General features: G+C 66.2%; 16 protein-coding genes. 10 read left to right on the top strand and 6 right to left on the bottom strand.

The window, feature by feature from the left end; all coding sequences use genetic code 11:
• Window positions 1-22 precede the first annotated feature (22 nt).
• The 9 genes from bamA to WC597_RS13015 are packed head-to-tail and all read left to right on the top strand — an operon-like array spanning window position 23 to window position 8,388.
• Window positions 23-2,476, top strand: a complete 2,454-nt coding sequence (gene bamA, locus WC597_RS13055) for an outer membrane protein assembly factor BamA (protein ID WP_372693824.1) — start codon at window positions 23-25, stop codon at window positions 2,474-2,476.
• A 31-nt stretch (window positions 2,477-2,507) separates the two neighbouring features.
• Window positions 2,508-3,110 (top strand): OmpH family outer membrane protein, encoded by a 603-nt coding sequence (locus WC597_RS13050; protein WP_372693822.1) that lies wholly within the window; start codon window positions 2,508-2,510, stop codon window positions 3,108-3,110.
• Window positions 3,111-3,117: 7 nt separating this feature from the next.
• A complete protein-coding gene (gene lpxD, locus WC597_RS13045; RefSeq protein WP_372693820.1) occupies window positions 3,118-4,131 on the top strand; it encodes a UDP-3-O-(3-hydroxymyristoyl)glucosamine N-acyltransferase in 1,014 nt (337 codons plus the stop codon).
• Window positions 4,132-4,133: 2 nt separating this feature from the next.
• Window positions 4,134-4,604, top strand: coding sequence for a 3-hydroxyacyl-ACP dehydratase FabZ (gene fabZ, locus WC597_RS13040; RefSeq protein WP_372693818.1), 471 nt, complete (start codon window positions 4,134-4,136; stop codon window positions 4,602-4,604).
• On the top strand, window positions 4,604-5,392 hold the full coding sequence (gene lpxA, locus WC597_RS13035; protein WP_372693816.1) for an acyl-ACP--UDP-N-acetylglucosamine O-acyltransferase: 789 nt from the start codon (window positions 4,604-4,606) through the stop codon (window positions 5,390-5,392). Before fabZ ends, lpxA begins: the two co-directional genes overlap by 1 nt.
• The gene (locus WC597_RS13030; RefSeq protein WP_372693814.1) at window positions 5,389-6,228 is read left to right on the top strand and encodes an LpxI family protein; all 840 of its coding nucleotides are present in this window, start codon (window positions 5,389-5,391) and stop codon (window positions 6,226-6,228) included. Before lpxA ends, WC597_RS13030 begins: the two co-directional genes overlap by 4 nt.
• A complete protein-coding gene (gene lpxB, locus WC597_RS13025) occupies window positions 6,225-7,394 on the top strand; it encodes a lipid-A-disaccharide synthase (protein WP_372693812.1) in 1,170 nt (389 codons plus the stop codon). Before WC597_RS13030 ends, lpxB begins: the two co-directional genes overlap by 4 nt.
• A gap of 2 nt (window positions 7,395-7,396) precedes the next feature.
• Window positions 7,397-7,603 (top strand): FUSC family protein, encoded by a 207-nt coding sequence (locus tag WC597_RS13020; protein ID WP_372693810.1) that lies wholly within the window; start codon window positions 7,397-7,399, stop codon window positions 7,601-7,603.
• Window positions 7,600-8,388, top strand: coding sequence for an FUSC family protein (locus WC597_RS13015; RefSeq protein ID WP_372693808.1), 789 nt, complete (start codon window positions 7,600-7,602; stop codon window positions 8,386-8,388). The genes WC597_RS13020 and WC597_RS13015 overlap by 4 nt, the downstream gene beginning before the upstream one ends.
• Before the next feature lie 63 nt (window positions 8,389-8,451).
• Here the strand turns inward: WC597_RS13015 and gltA are convergent, their stop codons facing one another.
• Both gltA and gltX read right to left on the bottom strand, forming a co-directional pair.
• Entirely contained in the window at window positions 8,452-9,753 is a 1,302-nt protein-coding gene (gltA, locus tag WC597_RS13010; protein ID WP_372693806.1) for a citrate synthase, read from the bottom strand.
• Window positions 9,754-9,819: 66 nt separating this feature from the next.
• On the bottom strand, window positions 9,820-11,235 hold the full coding sequence (gene gltX / locus WC597_RS13005) for a glutamate--tRNA ligase (protein ID WP_372693804.1): 1,416 nt from the start codon (window positions 11,233-11,235) through the stop codon (window positions 9,820-9,822).
• 79 nt (window positions 11,236-11,314) lie between these two features.
• On the opposite strand from gltX, the gene WC597_RS13000 reads away from it, so the two are divergent.
• On the top strand, window positions 11,315-13,420 hold the full coding sequence (locus tag WC597_RS13000) for a ComEC/Rec2 family competence protein (protein WP_372693802.1): 2,106 nt from the start codon (window positions 11,315-11,317) through the stop codon (window positions 13,418-13,420).
• On the opposite strand, the gene lexA is transcribed toward WC597_RS13000, so the two are convergent.
• The 4 genes from lexA to WC597_RS12980 all read right to left on the bottom strand — a co-directional run bounded on the left by lexA (window position 13,401) and on the right by WC597_RS12980 (window position 16,647).
• Window positions 13,401-14,096, bottom strand: coding sequence for a transcriptional repressor LexA (gene lexA / locus WC597_RS12995; protein WP_372693800.1), 696 nt, complete (start codon window positions 14,094-14,096; stop codon window positions 13,401-13,403). The genes WC597_RS13000 and lexA overlap by 20 nt on opposite strands.
• Window positions 14,097-14,225: 129 nt before the next feature.
• Window positions 14,226-15,020: an indole-3-glycerol phosphate synthase TrpC gene (gene trpC / locus WC597_RS12990; RefSeq protein ID WP_372693798.1), complete on the bottom strand. Its 795-nt coding sequence runs from the start codon at window positions 15,018-15,020 to the stop codon at window positions 14,226-14,228.
• A complete protein-coding gene (gene trpD, locus WC597_RS12985; RefSeq protein WP_372693796.1) occupies window positions 15,017-16,054 on the bottom strand; it encodes an anthranilate phosphoribosyltransferase in 1,038 nt (345 codons plus the stop codon). The genes trpC and trpD overlap by 4 nt, the downstream gene beginning before the upstream one ends.
• A 2-nt stretch (window positions 16,055-16,056) precedes the next feature.
• The gene (locus WC597_RS12980; RefSeq protein WP_372693794.1) at window positions 16,057-16,647 is read right to left on the bottom strand and encodes an aminodeoxychorismate/anthranilate synthase component II; all 591 of its coding nucleotides are present in this window, start codon (window positions 16,645-16,647) and stop codon (window positions 16,057-16,059) included.
• Between the last annotated feature and the right edge of the window lie 54 nt (window positions 16,648-16,701).

Here is a 16,701-nt window from a genome sequence, read left to right as displayed (position 1 = left end):
CCAGCCCCCGATGGTTTCCCGAATGAATGACATGACCTCTCGCGCCGCCGTTCGACTGAGCGCCCGTTCTAGCCTGCTGGCTCTGGCGGTCGCCGCAGGGCTCGGCGCGCCTGCGCTGGCCCAGACCGCACCCGCGACGGCGCCCGCCACGCCGGCCCCGGCTCCTGCCCAAACTGCGACGCCGGCGCCCGCCGCCGCTGGCGCCGAGCCACGCGTCGAGATCGCTGCGCCGCAGACGATCACGATCAACCGTATCATCGTCCAAGGCGCCCAGCGGATCGACCAGACGACGGTCCTGTCCTATCTGCCGATCCGCCCCGGTGACGCGGTCGACGCCTCAGTGCTGGACGTCGCCGTGCGCACCCTGTCGCGCACCGGCCTGTTCGCCGATGTTCAACTGGGTATCCAGAATGGCGACCTGATCGTTCAGATCGTCGAGAACCCGATCATCAACCAGGTGGTGTTCGAGGGCAACAAGGCGCTTTCGAAGGACAAACTGACCAAGGAAGTCACCTTGGCCCCGCGCGGCATCTATACCCGCGCCAAGGTTCAGGAAGACGTCGGCGCCATCGTCGAACTGTACCGCCTGCAAGGCCGGATTTCCGCGACCGTGACGCCCAAGCTGGTGCAGCTGGAGCAGAACCGCGTCGATGTCATCTTCGAGATCAACGAAGGTCCGCAGACCGGGATCAGCGCCATCAACATCCTGGGCAACCAGGCCTTCTCGGATCGCGACGTGCGCGGCGTGATGGTCACCGAGAAGTCGACCTGGTGGAAGTTCTTCTCGAACAACGATAATTATGATCCCAACCGCCTTGAGTACGATCAGGAGCAACTGCGGAAGTTCTATACGAACCGCGGCTATTATGATTTCCGCGTCGTTTCGTCGGTCGCCGAGCTGCAGCCCGACGATCAGGCGTTCCAGCTGTCGCTGACGCTGAACGAAGGTGAAAAGTACAACTTCGGCGAGGTCAAGGTCGTCACCCAGAACGACCGGCTCAATCCCGACTTCCTGCAGCGGCTGATCCCGATCCGTTCGGGCGACCTTTATGAAAGCGACAAGATCGAGCAGGCGGTCGATGCCCTGACCTTCGCCGCCGGGTCGGCTGGCTATGCTTTCGTCGAGATCAACCCGACCTATAAAGCCAATCCCGAGACGGACACGGTCGATGTGACTTTCAATGTGTCGGAAGGCCAGCGGGTCTATATCGACCGCATCAATGTGGTCGGCAACACCCGCACCATCGACCCGGTCATCCGCCGCGAACTGCTGCTGACCGAAGGCGACGCCTTCAACCGCGCCCTGATGGAGCGGTCGCGCAACAACCTGCGTGCACTGGGCTTCTTCAAGGATGTGACGGTCGAGGAAACGCGCGGCAGCGCGCCGGACCGCTCGATCATCAACGTCAACGTTCAGGAGCAGCCGACCGGCGAACTGTCCGTCGGCGCCGGCTTCAGCTCGGTCGACTCCTTCACCGTCAACCTGGGCATTTCGGAGCGGAACTTCCGCGGGCGCGGTCAGAATGTGGTGTCGCGTCTGGAATGGGGTACGCTGCGCCAGCAGGTGGACTTCCGCTTCACCGAGCCGAAATTCCTGGGCCGTGATCTGCGGGCCGGCTTTGACCTGTTCCACTCCCGCTACGACCTGAGCAGATTTTCGTCTTACGACTATCGTTCGACCGGCGCGGGTCTGCGACTGTCCTACCCGCTGAACGGCAATATGCTGCTTAGCACGCGCTACTTCCTGAAGTCTGACGAGATCATCGTTCCGTCTGGATTCTGCGCCGGCGCAGGCCGGGGAACCTCGGCTTTGTGCGACCAGATCGGTAGCTACATCAACTCGTCGGCGGGCTATACGCTGCAGATGAACTACACCAATGACCCGATCCGTCCCACGCGCGGATGGTCCGGGTCGTTGCGCCAAGACCTGGCGGGTCTGGGTGGAGACGTAAATTATGTGAAGACCGAGGTCGACGCCAAATGGTACTATGGCTTTACGCCGGCGTGGGTCGTCAGCGTCCAGGGTTCATCCGGCTACATCAGTGGCTGGAACGGTGACCCTATCCGCATCAACGACCGCTTCTTTAAGGGCGGAAACAGCTTCCGCGGCTTCAAGACGGCCGGTATGGGGCCACGCGATCTCAACAGGACCGACGCGTTGGGCGGCAACTTTTACGCTATCGGCACGGTCGAGCTGACGTTGCCAAACTACCTGCCCGAGCAGTACGGCATCAAGACCTCGCTGTTCGCCGAATTTGGTACGCTGGGCGCGCTTGACGACCGCTACAAACTGACATCCACGGGCACTGTGAACACCACTATCGCCGACGAGCTGTCGCTGCGGGCGTCGGCCGGCATCAGCGTTCACTGGAAATCGCCGATGGGGCCGATCCGTTTCGACATCTCCAGGGTTCTGTCCAAGGAAGTCTACGACAAGACGGAATCCTTCCGCTTCTCGACATCCACCCAGTTCTAATCGCGGCTTTTCGACCGCACGAGGAAACCCAATGAAAGCTCTGATCATCGCGGCGACCGCCGCCGCTTCGCTCATCGCCACCGCCGCTTCGGCGCAACAGGCGGCTCCCGCCAACCCCGGCCCGGTCATCCCCGGCGTCTGCGTCTATTACAACGCACGTCTGCTGGCCCAGTCGTCGGCCGGTCAGGCTGTCGAAGCCCGCATGCAGCAACTGGCCCAAGAAGTTCAAGGCGAACTGCAACCCTACGCCACCCAAATCCAGACCGAAGCCCAGCAGCTTCAGACGTCGGGCTCCAGCCTGCCGGCCGACCAACTTCAGCAGCGTCGTCAAGCTCTGCAACAGCGCGCGCAGGAAGCCCAGCAACTGGAATCCACCCGCGAAAACGAGCTGCGCTACACCCTGGGCATGCAGCGCCAGGCCATCACCGAAGCCGTCTCGCCGATCCTGACCGCGCTGTATCAAGAAAAGGGCTGCGGTCTGCTGCTCGACCGTGAGAGCGTCTTCATGATGAACCCCGCCATGGACGTCACCGATCTGGCCATCCAGCGTCTGAACACCGCCCTGCCGACCCTGAGCTTCAACCGCCTGCCGGTGCCGGCTCAGACGCAAGCTCAACCGGCGGCCGCCAACTAAGCCGCCGATGCCGGATTCTCGCTTCTTCGAAACCCTGTCGCCCCTCAGCGTCGCCGAACTGGCGGCTCAGATTGGCGGCGAGGTCGCGCGGGGCGGGGATCGCATGATCGCTTCCGTCGCGCCCTTGTCCTCTGCGGACGGGGGCGCGATCACGTTTCTGGGCGACCGCAAGTTCGCCTCGGCCCTGACGGCGACAAAGGCCGGCTGCGTGATCGTGCCGGCCGAGGCCACTGAAGTGGCGCCTGAAGACGCGGCAGTGATCGTCTCGCGAACGCCTCAGGCCGCCTGGGCCAAGGCGTCGCTTCTTCTGCATCGGCCCATCACGCTCGACGCGGCGATCACGCGCGACGAGGCGGCCGAGGACGACAGCGTCGTGGTCGAACCGGGCGCGATCCTGGGCAAGGGTGTCCGTATCGGTCGCGGATCCCGCATCGGCGCCAACAGCGTCATCGCGCCCGGCGTTCAGATTGGCCGCGATTGCGTCATCGGCTCGAACGTCACGGTCGGCTTCGCCCTGATCGGCGACCGGGTGAAACTGTATGCCGGGGCGCGTATCGGCGAGGCGGGCTTCGGCGCCACCGGAACGGCCGCCGGCGCCATGGACATCCCACAGCTGGGCCGCGTCATACTGCAGGACGGTGTCACGGTCGGCGCCAACAGCTGCATCGACCGAGGCGCCTATGACGACACGGTCATCGGCGAGAACACCAAGATCGATAATCTGGTCATGGTGGGCCACAACTGCGTCATCGGCCGCAACAATCTGATGGCCGGAAACACGGGGATTTCAGGATCCGTCACCAGCGGTGACAACGTCATTTTCGGCGGCAAGGCGGGGGTCGGCGACCACATCACCATCGGCGAGGGCGCGCGTGTCGCGGCCGGTGCAGGCGTGCTGGCCGACATTCCGGCGGGTGAGACCTGGTCCGGCTATCCGGCGCGTCCGATCCGACAGTTCTTGCGCGAGACGATCTGGCTCGCCAAACAGGCCTCTGCAAAGAAGGCTCCAAAGGAATCATAGGGATGAGCGAAGACGGCAAGATCGATTACGCCGAGGTGATGCGGCGGCTGCCGCACCGCTATCCCTTCCTGCTGGTGGACAAGGCCGAGGACTTCGTGCCCCGGACCTCCATCGTAGGCATCAAGAACGTCACCCACAACGAGCCCTTCTTCCCGGGCCACTTCCCGATCGATCCGGTCATGCCGGGCGTGCTGATCGTCGAGGCCATGGCCCAGACCGGCGCCCTGCTGATGTCCAAGACCTTGGATGTGGCTGTGGCCGACAAGGTCATCATGTTCATGTCCATCGACGGCGTGCGCTTTCGCAAGCCCGCGCGGCCGGGCGACCAGCTGCGCATGGAGGTCAAGGTGATCAAGGCGCGTGGCGACGCCTACAAGTTCCGCGGAGAGACCTTCATCGACGGGAAGCTGGCGGCCGAGGCGGAGTTCATGGCCATGGTCGTGACCGTTCCCGTTCCAGCGCCCGCCGCCTGATGACCATCCACCCGACCGCCCTGATCGACACCACGGCGACCCTGGCCGACGGAGTCGAGGTCGGGCCCTGGTGCACCGTCGGGCCGAATGTGGTCCTGGCCGAGAACGCGCGTCTGGTCAGTCACGTGGTGGTTCAGCAGGACACGACGGTCGGCGCCGGGACGGTGATCCATCCGTTCGCGGTCATCGGTGGCGACCCCCAGCACAACGGATACAAGGGCGAGCCGGTGCGGCTGGAGATCGGCGAGAACAACCTGATCCGCGAACACTGCACCTTCAACCGGGGAACGCCGCAGGGGACAGGCGTGACCGTGGTCGGCGCCAGCAACCTGTTCATGACCGGCGCCCATGTGGGCCATGACTGCGTGGTCGGGAACAATGTCGTCATGGCCAACAACGCCACCCTGGGCGGTCATGCCCAGGTTGGGAACAAGGTTTTTCTGGGCGGCCTGTGCGCCGTGCACCAGAACGGGCGCGTGGGGCAGGGGGCGATCATCGGCGGTCTGGCGGCCGTGACCCGCGACGTCATCCCCTATGGCTCGGCCTGGGGCAATCACGCGCGACTGCGCGGGCTGAACCTGATCGGGCTGAAGCGCAAGGGCTATGGCAAGGACCAGGTGCGCCGGTTGCTGGCGGCCTATCGCGACCTGTTCGAGGGGCAGGGCGAGTTCGCGGGTCGGATCGACGGCGTAGCCGACACCTATGCCGACCTGCCCGAGATCATGGAGATCATCGCCTTCATCCGCGACGGCGGGCGGCGTCCGCTGTGCCTGCCGAACGCGGAATGACCGGTTCCGGCAAGCTGGGCCTGATCGCCGGCGGCGGCGACCTGCCGGCGGCAGTGGCGACGCGGTGCGATGCAGAGGGGCGGCCTATCTTCCTGATCCGTCTGGCTGGGTTCGCCGATCCCCACCTGATCCGCTGGCCGGGCGCCGAGTTCGGCATGGCCCAGATCGGCGCCATCCTGAAGGCGCTGAAGACCGAGGGCTGCACGACGGTCTGCCTGGCGGGCATCGTCAACAGGCCTGATTTCAAAACGCTGAAGCCAGATTTCAAAGGCGCGACCCTGCTGCCGGGCATCGTGGCGTCGGCGACCAAGGGCGATGACGCCCTGTTGCGCAAGATCCTGTCGGTGTTCGAGGCCGAAGGCTTCGCCGTCGAGGGCGCCGACGACATACTGGGTGGAGACACGCTGGCTGCTGGGGCCTTGGGCGCCGTTTCACCGACGCCGGAGCAGTTGGCAGATCTGAAGAAGGCGCTGCACGTCGCAGAAAAGTCAGGCGAATTGGACATCGGTCAGGGCGCGGTCGTGTGTGACGGCCTGGTGCTGGCGGTTGAGGCCCAAGAGGGGACCGACGCCATGCTGAGCCGGGTCGCGGGACTGCCGACCGATCTGCGCGGCTCGACCGGTGACCGCAAGGGCGCGCTGGGCAAGGCGCCCAAGCCGATCCAGGACCTGCGGGTGGATATGCCGGTGATCGGACCGCGCACGGTCGAGATGGCGGCGGCGGCTGGCCTGGCGGGCATCGGCGGGGTGGTAGGGCGGCTGATCTTGATCGACCGCGCGGCCATCATTGCGGCGGCGGACCGGCTGGGCCTGTTCGTGTGGGGCGAAGCGCGATGAGCAGCCCGCTGAAGATCATGCTGGTGGCGGCCGAGGCCTCGGGCGACGCACTCGGCGCGGGTCTGGCCAAGGCGCTGAAAGCGCGGCTGGGTGCGGACGTCACTTTCGTCGGCGTCGGCGGTCCCCGGATGGCGGCGGAGGGCGTCGTCAGCCCGTTCGACATCGCCGAACTGTCGATCCTGGGCTGGATCGAGGGCCTTCGCGCCTATGGCAAGGTCAAGCGCCGCGTCGAGGAGACGGCGGCGCTGGCCGAGCGAGAAAAGCCCGACGCCGTGGTCCTGATCGACAGCTGGGGCTTCACGATCCGTGTCGCCAAGGCCATTCGCGCGGCGCGCCCGGACGTGCCTCTGATCAAATACGTCGGGCCGCAGGTGTGGGCGTCACGGCCGGGCCGAGCCAGGACGTTGGCAGGTGCGGTGGATCATCTGCTGGCGCTCTACAGCTTCGACGCCCCCTGGTTCGAGCGGGAAGGTCTGCCGACGACCGTAGTCGGCTCGTCCGCCTTGCATGTCGATATGGCCGGCGCCGACGGCGCAGCCTTCCGTGCGCGACGCGGCATCGCCGCCAACGCCAAGCTGCTGCTGGTGCTTCCGGGCAGCCGCCCCAGCGAGATCACACGAATGACGCCTGTCTATGAAGCGGCGATCGGCAAGTTGAAGGCCATCGATCCGACTCTGGAAATCGCCGTCGTCGCCGCCGGGACGGTGGCCAAGGATGTCGCGGGACGGGTCGCGGCCTGGCCGTTCCGGGTGCATCTGGTGGACGAGGCCCAGAAATACGACGCCATGCGCGCCGCGACGGTCGCCCTGGCCACCAGCGGAACGGTCTCCACCGAATTGGCCCTGGCCGGTGCGCCGATGGTCATCGCATACAAGATCGACGGGCTGAGCTATCAGTTGATGAAGCGGTTGGTGACGGCGAAACACGTCACACTGTTCAACATCGCCGCCGACGACCGGATCGCGCCCGAGTTTATCCAGCACGAGGCGACACCCGCCATCCTGGCGGCGGCGGTTGGTCGGTTGCTGTCCGATCCGGCAATGGCGGTCGAACAGGCGCAACGTCAGACAGCGGCCCTGGATCTGATGGGGCGCGGCGGAGCGGACCCGTCGGAGTTGGCGGCGGACGCCGTGTTGAAGGTCATCGCCGCCAAACGGAAGGCCTGACGATGGGGCGGGCCCTCAGTCCTCGGCGCGCCGCCGAGGTTCGGGCCGCGCTGCAGATGGCGGTCGGCGCCATGGCCGCCCTCTATCTCGCCACATGGCTGAACCTGCCGCACCCCTACTGGAGTGTGATCTCCGCCATCGTTGTCATCCAGGCCAGCGTCGGGGGCGGGGTGCTGACCGTCGCGCGGGATCGGGCCACGGCACGGTGACGGGCGCGTTGGCTGGTGCGGTCTTCGCCTTCCTGCGGCCGCCCGGCATGGAAAGCATGGCCCTGAGCATCGCCGCATCCACGGCCTTGCTGGCGTTTTTCGGAACTGGCCGCCCCTGGCTGAAGATCGCGCCCGTGACGGCGACCATCGTCATCGCGGGCGGGACCGGGGCGGAAGGGCCGGCGTCGCTGGCTCTGGATCGGGTGATGGAAATCCTGGTCGGCAGCGGCGTCGGTGTGATGGCCATCTTGGCGCTGTTTCCCCGACACGCCCGTCAGTCGTTCAAGCTGCAGGCGCGTGAGGCGGCGGGGGAAGCGGCGGCGCTGCTGTCTCTGATATCGAACGGCGATGCGTCGGACGCGTCCGAGATCACCCGACGCCATACCGATCTGAAACGACGGCTGGATGCGCTGGGTCAGGCGGCGAAGAATGTGATCGATCTGCCGGGGCCCCAGCGTGAGACCGCGGACCGCGCGGCCCTGGCACGCGCCTTCTGGCGGGTGCGTAGCGACATCGTGATTCTGGGGCGTGGTTTTCAGGCCGAAGGCGCAGGCACGCGGCTGGATCCCTGGTCACAGGACGCGGCGCGCGCGGTGGAGCAGCTGGAAGCCTTTTCGCAGGGTAAGGCCGCCGCGCCGATGGGGGCCATCGACCAGAGCCTGGCCCTGTCCATGGCCATGGAAGGCGACGACATGGCCTTGGGCGCCGCCGCAATCGGCGTCGCCCACATGCACCGCGACCTGGATGACTTGGCCGCGCGGTTCGCCGATCTGAAGCTGGTCTGACGGCAAAGAAAAACGCCGGGGATGGTTCCCCGGCGTTCTGCAGTTCAGACTTGAAGCTGTCGATCAGCCGCGCTGTTCGATCGGCACGTAATCGCGCTCGGTCGGGCCCGTGTAGAGCTGGCGCGGGCGGCCGATCTTCTGCGAGGGATCGGCCATCATTTCCTGCCACTGCGAAATCCAGCCCACGGTGCGGGCCAGGGCGAACAGGACGGTGAACATGGTGGTCGGGAAGCCCATCGCCGACAGGGTGATGCCCGAATAGAAATCGACGTTCGGGAACAGCTTGCGCGAGGTGAAGTATTCGTCCGACAGTGCGACCTTCTCCAGCTCCTTGGCGACCAGGAACAGCGGGTCGTTCTCGCGGCCTGTGGCGGCCAGCACTTCATAGGCCGACTGTTGCATAACCTTGGCGCGCGGGTCGTAGTTCTTGTACACGCGGTGGCCGAAGCCCATCAGCTTGTACTTGCGGTCCTTCACGCCCTGGATGAACTCCGGGATGTTTTCCGGGGTGCCGATCTGCTTGAGCATGGTCAGCGCCTCCTCGTTGGCGCCGCCGTGCGAAGGGCCCCACAGGCAGGCGATGCCGGCGGCGATACAGGCGAACGGATTGGCGCCCGACGAACCGGCCAGACGCACGGTCGATGTCGAGGCGTTCTGCTCATGGTCGGCGTGCAGGGTGAAGATGCGGTCCATGGCGCGAACCAGGGCCGGATCGACGTGATAGTCCTCGGCCGGCACGGCGAAGCACATGCGCAGGAAGTTCTCGGCATAGGACAGGTCGTTGCGCGGCGACACGAACGGCTGGCCGATATGGTATTTGTATGCGCGAGCCGCGATGGTGGGCATCTTGGCGATCAGGCGGATGGCCGAGATGTCGCGCTGCACCGGATCATGGATGTCCAGGCTGTCGTGATAGAAGGCCGAAAGCGCGCCGACGGTGCCGACCATGATCGCCATCGGGTGGGCGTCGCGGCGGAAGCCTTCGAAGAAGCGATCGAACTGGCTGTGCAGCATCGTGTGGGTGGTGATGCTGTTCTCGAACTTCTCGTACTGCGCGGCGGTCGGCAGTTCGCCGTGCAGCAGCAGGTGGCAGACCTCGACGAAGTTCGACTTCGACGCCAGTTGGTCGATCGGATAGCCGCGGTGCAACAGCACGCCGGCGTCGCCGTCGATATAGGTCAGGGCCGATTCGCAGGCGGCCGTGGAGGTGAAGCCGGGATCGAAGGTGAAGGCGCCCGTTCCCGCATAGAGCTTGCGGATGTCGATGACGTCCGGGCCGGTGGAGCCCGAAAGGACCGGCAACTCGATGGTCTTGTCCTCGAAGGACAGGGTCGCCGAGCTGGCGGTTTTGGCTTGTTCAGTCATGAATGCCCCTTTGCATCATACGTCCAGGCGCGGGGAGGCGTCGGCCGCTTTTTGGTTTGTGGGTGATCACTTAGTCTGTTGCAGCGCATCATCCAAGCGCCCGAGACTTTCGTCGTGCCCAAGAGCCGACAAAGTTCGCGCAATATCAGGTGATGTTGACCCAGCGGTAAGGGCCATACGCATCGGCGGACCGATCTTGCCGAAGCCAACGCCCTCGGATTCGGCGAAAGCCTTGAGTTCTGCTTCCAGCGCGAACACGTCCCACGACTGGAACAGGGCCAGCCGGTCGCGCAGGCGGCAGAGGCGCTCCAGCGTCTCACCGCTCAGCAGGGCCTGGCCCTTTTCGTCTATGGTCAGAGGGCGGGATTTCAGCACGAAGGCCGTCTGTTCGGCCAGGTCCAGCACAGTCTTGGCGCGATCCTTGACGAAGGGCATAGCGCGTTGAAGCCGGGCCTCGTCCGCTTCGGCGAGGCTGTGTCCGCGCTGCAGGTGCGCGTCCAGCGTCAGCTTGGACAACCGCTCATCGTCCGCAAGGCGCAGCCAGTGAGAGTTGACGTGGGCCAGCTTGTCGAAATCCAGCCTCGCCGGCGCCTTGCCGATGCCGGCGAGGTCAAACCATTCCACCGCCTGGGCGTCGCTGAACAGTTCGTCGTCACCGTGCGCCCAGCCCAGGCGGGCCAGATAGTTGCGCATGGCCTCGGCCAGATAGCCCATTTCGGCATATTCATGCACCGCCTGGGCGCCATGACGCTTCGACAGCTTGGCGCCGTCGGGGCCGTGGATCAGCGGGATGTGAGCGAAGGTCGGACGTGTCCAGCCCAAGGCGTCATAGATCAAGCTCTGACGGGCGGCGTTGTTCAGATGATCGTCACCGCGGATGACGTGGGTCACGCCCATGTCGTGGTCGTCCACGACGACCGCGAGATTATAGGTCGGTGCGCCGTCCGAGCGCAGCAGCACCAAGTCGTCCAGATCGTCGGTCGACCAGTTGACGGCGCCTTGAACCTCGTCAGCAACAGTGACGGTCGTCGACTTCGGTCGGCGGAAGCGCACGACGTGGGGGAGGGCCAGGTCATCGACGGTGGGGTCACGGTCGCGCCAGGGTGATTCAAACGTGCGCCGCTCGGCCTTGGCCTCGTCGCGCAGACGACCGGTGTCCTCGGCAGAGGTGAAGTCGCGGTAGGCGTGGCCGGTTTCGAGCAGTTGATCGACCACCTCGCGGTGGCGGTCGGCGCGGCTGAACTGGAACACCGGCTCTTCATCGGCGAACAGTTCCAGCCAGCTCAGGCCGTCGAAGATGGCCTTGACGGCCTCTTCGGTAGACCGCTCGCGGTCTGTGTCCTCGACACGGATCAGAAAACGCCCAGCGTGTCTCTTGGCGTACAGCCAGTTGAATAATGCTGTTCTCGCTCCGCCGATATGCAGATAGCCTGTCGGCGAGGGAGCGAAGCGGGTGACGACAGTCGAGGAAGGTGAGGTCATAGGCGAGGGGTCCGTAAGCGACGCCCTTATACGCCCCGACGCGGCAAAGCCTACCCCCGCCGCGCGATTGCGCGCGTGGTTGAACGACCAGGTCGAGGCGCAGACACTACGATGGCGGCTATGGGCGCCAGTCGCCTTCGGCGCCGGCGCCGCGGTCCATTTCGCCCTGCGGTCCGAGCCGGCATTGTGGCCGTTGTTGCTGGGCGCCGTCGTCGTCTTTGCGGTTTGGATCACGGCGAGGCGGCGGGGATGGGCGCGGCGTCTGACTTGGCCGCTATTGATGCTGGCCTGTGTCGCCGGCGGGTTGGCGGCCGCCAAGGTCCGCACCGAAATGGTCGCTGCGCCGATCGCGCCGGCATTGAGCGAACCGACTGTGATTGAAGCCTGGGTCGTGGACGTCGACAGTCCGGGCCAGAGGGGCGCACGGATTGTGGTCGCGCCCGTCTGGATACGCGGACTGACGCCCGAACAGACGCCCGTGCGGTTGCGGGCGACGGTGCGGGGCGAGCCGCCCAGACCCGGTGAGGCGATCCGCCTGTTCGGCATCCTCAATCCACCGCCTGCGCCTGCCAGTCCCGGCGCCTATGATTTCGGCCGCAACGCCTTCTTCCAGGGCATGGGCGGCGTGGCGTTCGCGCTGGGCGAGACACGACGCGCAGATCTGGCGCCTGCGCCTTGGCGATTGAGGCTGGCGATGGCGGTGAACGGCGCACGCTACGCCTTGGCGGAACGGATCGTGGCGCGTCTGGGCGAGCGGACGGGCGGGATCGCCGCGGCCATGACCACCAGCCACGAGACCTGGATCAGTCAGGAAGACATGGACGTGATGCGGGATTCCGGCCTGGCGCACATCCTGTCTGTCTCCGGGCTGCACATGGCCATTGTCGGCGGCTTCGTCTTCTTTGCCGTGCGGCTGGGCGTGGCGGCCTGGCCTTGGCTGGCGCTGCGCGTTCCCGGCAAGAAGGTCGCGGCGGTGGCCGGGCTGACGGCGGTCGGGGTCTATCTGGTGGTGTCGGGCGCGCCGCCTCCGGCCGAACGGGCGGCGATCACGGCCTCCATCGCCTTTCTGGCGATCCTGCTGGATCGGCAGGCGGTGACGATGCACGGTCTGGCGGTGGCGGCCTTCATCGTCCTGGCGATCCAGCCGGAAGCCATCGTCACCCCGGGCTTTCAGATGTCTTTCGCGGCGACGGCGGCCTTGGTCGCCTTGGTCGAGGCCTGGCCCAAACGCCCGCGTGAGATTTCAGCCCCTTGGCCACTCCTGGCGATCCAGCGGCTTGGCGGGTGGCTGGCGGCGGCGGTGGCGGCCAGCGTCGTGGCGGGACTGGCGACGGGGCCGTTCGCCATGCAGCATTTCAACCGCACGGCCATGTATGGGCTGTTGGCGAACCTGGGCACCTCTCCGGTCGCGGACTTCATCCTGATGCCGGCCCTGGCCATTGGCGCGGCCCTGGAGCCGCTGGGACTGGGTGGGCCTTTCCTGGCGGTCGCGGGATGGGGCGTCGATCTGATGCTGGCCATCGGAACCTGGACGGCGGGGCTTCCGGGGGCGGTGCGGACGGTGGCCAGTGCGCCCGATTATGTCCTGCCGATCGCCTTTCTGGGGGTGCTGTTCGTCTGTCTGTGGCAGGGACGACTGAGGTGGCTGGGCCTGCCGCTGGCGGCGGCTGTGCTGGTGTGGCCGCGTGCGCCGACGCCGGATCTGTGGATCGGAGATGGGGGGACAAACGCCGCATTTCACCGCGAGAAGCAGGCGGTTATCGTCAGGCCCGGCGTCCGAGAGTTCGCTGTCGATCTGTGGTCGCGGCGGCGCGGCCTGACCATGACGGATCGATCTGAGGCGGGCTGGGCGTGCGATCGCTTCTCTTGTCGGCCTGAGGATAAACAGGCTGGACCCGTTGCGATCTGGTGGGGTCGCAGAGCGCCGAGTCTAGATCAGATGGAGACGTTATGCCGCGCGGCGCCAGTCGTTAGCGTGCGTGCGGTCGTCACGTCGATCCCGAGCGTCTGCAAGGATCGCCTGCTACTCGACGGCGTCGATTTCGCCCGAGGCGGCGCGGTGGAGTTATGGCGTGACAGTGCGGTCGAACCAGTTCGATGGCGCGCCGTTTGGACGGCCGACGTGCGGGGCGACCGCCCCTGGACACGCCAACCGAACCCGGACGTCAATGATAGCGGCGCATGAGGCCGACCAGCTTGCCCTGAACGGCGACCTGATCCGACCCATAGATCTTGGTTTCGTAGTTGCGGTTGGCGGGCTCCAGCGCGATGGAGGCGCCCTTCTTGCGAATCCGCTTCAGCGTCGCGTGTTCGCCTTCGACCAGCGCCACGACGATCTCGCCCGAGGAGGCGTTGTCGGTCGATTTGATGACCACCATGTCGCCGTTCAGAATGCCCGCCTCGATCATCGAATCGCCTTCGATCTCCAGCAGATAGTGTTCGCCCGAGCCCAGCATGGATTCGGGAACGGGATAGCGCGCCGTCTCGTGCTCTATGGCGTCGATCGGCGTGCCGGCGGCGATCTTGCCCATCAACGGCAACTCTCGGGTGTCATTGGCCGCAAGCGGCGCCAGGGCGCGTCCGCCGCCGCCTTCGATCACGTCAGGCTTGAACCCGGCCCGGCCGCGCGGCGCGCCAGCCGTGGCCTGTTCGGGCAGTTTGGTGACTTCCAGGGCGCGGGCGCGGTGGGCGAGGCGGCGGATGAAGCCGCGCTCCTCCAGCGCCGTTATCAGCCGGTGGATGCCCGACTTGGACGCCAGGTCCAGCGCCTCCTTCATCTCGTCGAAGGAGGGGGAGACGCCTGTCTCCTGAATCCGTTCGTGAATGAACATCAGCAGTTCGTGCTGCTTGCGCGTGAGCATCGCCAGGCCCTCATGCGCCCGCCGACGAATCGGAACGGGCCGTGAACATTTGTCGATGTTCTGTAAGTGTTCCTTCCTAATGTCAACTTAACAGCGCCCTTGGGACGCCGCACGACGCGAGGAAGGCGATCAGGCCGCCAGCAGTTGCCGCGTCGCCGCCTCGACATCCGCCTGACGCATCAGGCTCTCGCCGACCAGAATTGCCTGGGCGTGGGCGGCCGAGACGCGCTCGACATCCTCAGGCGTGAAGATGCCGCTTTCGGCGACCAACAGGGCGCGGACAGGGCTGAGCATCGAGAGACGCTCAGTCACCTCCAGATCGACCTCGAAGGTGCGCAGCGACCGATTATTGACCCCGACCAGATCGCCGCCCAGCGCACAGGCGCGGGCCATTTCTTCCTCGTCGTGCGTTTCGATCAGGGCGTCCATGCCGAAGCGCTCGGCCTCGGAAAGCAGTTCGGCAGCCAGCCGATTATCGACCATGGCCAGGATGATCAGGATGCAGTCGGCGCCCAGGGCGCGGCTCTCGGCCACCTGCCAAGGATCGACCAGAAAATCCTTTCGCAGGCAGGGCAGGGCGACCGCGTCGCGGGCCTGACCCAGATAGGCGTCGTCGCCCTGAAAGCTGGGGCCGTCGGTCAGGACCGACAGACAGGCCGCGCCGCCGGCTTCGTAGGCACGGGCCAAGGCCGGCGGGTCGAAGTCGGGACGGATCAGCCCTTTGGATGGGCTGGCCTTCTTGATCTCGGCGATCAGGGCGGGGCGGCCGGTTTCTTCTTCCACGCGCTCCAGGGCCGCGCGAAAGCCGCGCGGAGCCGAAACGGCTCGCGCCAGCGTCTCGATCGCGTCCTGCGACGTGGTAGCCTTGCGGGTGGCGACGTCTTCACGCTTGTAGGTGGCGATGCGGTCCAGAACGTCGGTCATGCGGGGCCTTCGCTTTCCAGCGGCATGGAGGTGATGCGGGCCAGACGCTCCAGAGCCTCGGCGGCCCGGCCATCGTCTATGGCGGCGGCGGCGAGGAAAGCACCTTCGGCAAGGTCGGCCGCCCGGTCCGATACCACGAGGGCGGCGGCGGCGTTCAGCAGCACGATGTCGCGGTACGGACCGGCCGCGCCAGCCAGCAGCGCGCGCAGGGCGACGGCGTTCTCCTCGGCGTCGCCGCCACGGATGTCTTCGATGGAGGCGCGTGGCAGGCCGGCGTCCTCGGGCGTGACCTGGAAACGGCGAACCGCGCCGTCCTTCCATTCCGCGACTTCGGTCGATCCAGAGGTCGCCAGTTCGTCCAGGCCCTGGCCGTGAACGGTCCAGGCTCGCGTCGCGCCAAGACGGCCCAGCACCTCGGCCAGGGGCTCCAGCAGGCGGGGATCATAGACGCCCATGACCTGACGCTTCGCAGACGCCGGGTTTGAAAGCGGCCCCAAAAGATTAAAAACGGTGCGGAAACCGATCTCGGCCCGGACGGGCCCGACATGGCGCATGGCCCCGTGATAGGCGGGGGCGAACAGGAAGCAGATGCCGGCCTCGTCCAGCGCCTTCCTCTGCTGAGCCTGATCCGCCATCAGGTTCACGCCCAGGATCGACAGAACGTCGGAAGACCCTGATTTAGATGACATAGCTCGGTTGCCGTGCTTGGCGACCTTCAGGCCCGCTCCGGCCAGAACGAGGGCGGCGGCCGTGGAGATGTTATAGGTGTGCTGCCCGTCGCCGCCGGTGCCGCAGGTGTCGATCACCTCGTAGGGATGATCCAGCGTCAGCGCCGCCTCGCGCATGGCGCCGGCGAAGGCGGTGATCTCTTCCACCGTCTCGCCGCGCATCCGCATTGCGGTGACGGCGGCGGCGACCTGGGACGGGGTCGGCTCGCCACGCAGGCAGGCGGCGAAGAAGTCGTGCGCCTGTTGCGACGTCAGCGGATGGCCCTCGACCAGTCGGGCGAGGATCGGCTTGAACCCATCGCCCACGATCAGGCTGCCGCGAGGCGCTTTACGCCGGCGATCTGGAGGAAGTTGGCCAGCATGTCGTGACCGTGTTCGGTGGCGATGGATTCCGGGTGGAACTGCACGCCGTGGATCGGGCGGGTGCGGTGCTGCAGGCCCATGATCTCGCCGTCGGCGGTCCAGGACGTGACCTCCAGACAATCCGGCAGGGTTTCACGCTTCACGGCCAGCGAATGATAGCGGGTGGCGGTGAAGGGCGACGGCAGGCCGGCGAAGACGCTCTTGCCCTCGTGCAGGATCGGCGAGGTCTTGCCGTGCATCAGCGTCTTGGCGCGGATCACGTCGCCGCCGAAGGCCTGGCCGATCGCCTGATGGCCCAGGCAGACGCCAAGGATCGGCATCGAAGCCGGCGCGGTCGCGATCAACGGCAGGCAGATGCCGGCCTGGTCCGGCGCACAGGGGCCTGGCGACAGCAGCACGGCGGCGGGGTTCAGCGCCCACGCCTCGTCCACCGTCAGGTCGTCGTTGCGCACCACATGCGTCGGCGCGCCCAACTCCGCGAGGTAGTGGACGAGGTTGTAGGTGAAGCTGTCGTAGTTATCGACGACGAGGATCATGGCTTGGCTTCTAGGCTTGACGGGCGTCCGCGCCAAGCGGGCGCGGCGGTAAAG

The organism is Brevundimonas sp., from assembly GCF_041648115.1.
Taxonomy (GTDB): Bacteria; Pseudomonadota; Alphaproteobacteria; order Caulobacterales; family Caulobacteraceae; genus Brevundimonas.
Note: the sequence above shows the minus strand (reverse complement) of the source record. Positions and strands in the feature narration are given on the sequence as shown.

What these genes read in the sequence shown, in the direction of transcription:
- bamA (WP_372693824.1), top strand. Translation starts at nt 23, where the DNA reads ATGAATGACATGACCTCTCGCGCCGCCGTTCGACTGAGCGCCCGTTCT.
- lpxD (WP_372693820.1), top strand. Translation starts at nt 3,118, where the DNA reads ATGCCGGATTCTCGCTTCTTCGAAACCCTGTCGCCCCTCAGCGTCGCC.
- lpxA (WP_372693816.1), top strand. Translation starts at nt 4,604, where the DNA reads ATGACCATCCACCCGACCGCCCTGATCGACACCACGGCGACCCTGGCC.
- gltX (WP_372693804.1), bottom strand. Translation starts at nt 11,235, where the DNA reads ATGACCTCACCTTCCTCGACTGTCGTCACCCGCTTCGCTCCCTCGCCG.
- WC597_RS13030 (WP_372693814.1), top strand. Translation starts at nt 5,389, where the DNA reads ATGACCGGTTCCGGCAAGCTGGGCCTGATCGCCGGCGGCGGCGACCTG.
- lexA (WP_372693800.1), bottom strand. Translation starts at nt 14,096, where the DNA reads ATGCTCACGCGCAAGCAGCACGAACTGCTGATGTTCATTCACGAACGG.
- WC597_RS13020 (WP_372693810.1), top strand. Translation starts at nt 7,397, where the DNA reads ATGGGGCGGGCCCTCAGTCCTCGGCGCGCCGCCGAGGTTCGGGCCGCG.
- trpC (WP_372693798.1), bottom strand. Translation starts at nt 15,020, where the DNA reads ATGACCGACGTTCTGGACCGCATCGCCACCTACAAGCGTGAAGACGTC.
- WC597_RS13050 (WP_372693822.1), top strand. Translation starts at nt 2,508, where the DNA reads ATGAAAGCTCTGATCATCGCGGCGACCGCCGCCGCTTCGCTCATCGCC.
- gltA (WP_372693806.1), bottom strand. Translation starts at nt 9,753, where the DNA reads ATGACTGAACAAGCCAAAACCGCCAGCTCGGCGACCCTGTCCTTCGAG.
- fabZ (WP_372693818.1), top strand. Translation starts at nt 4,134, where the DNA reads ATGAGCGAAGACGGCAAGATCGATTACGCCGAGGTGATGCGGCGGCTG.
- WC597_RS12980 (WP_372693794.1), bottom strand. Translation starts at nt 16,647, where the DNA reads ATGATCCTCGTCGTCGATAACTACGACAGCTTCACCTACAACCTCGTC.
- lpxB (WP_372693812.1), top strand. Translation starts at nt 6,225, where the DNA reads ATGAGCAGCCCGCTGAAGATCATGCTGGTGGCGGCCGAGGCCTCGGGC.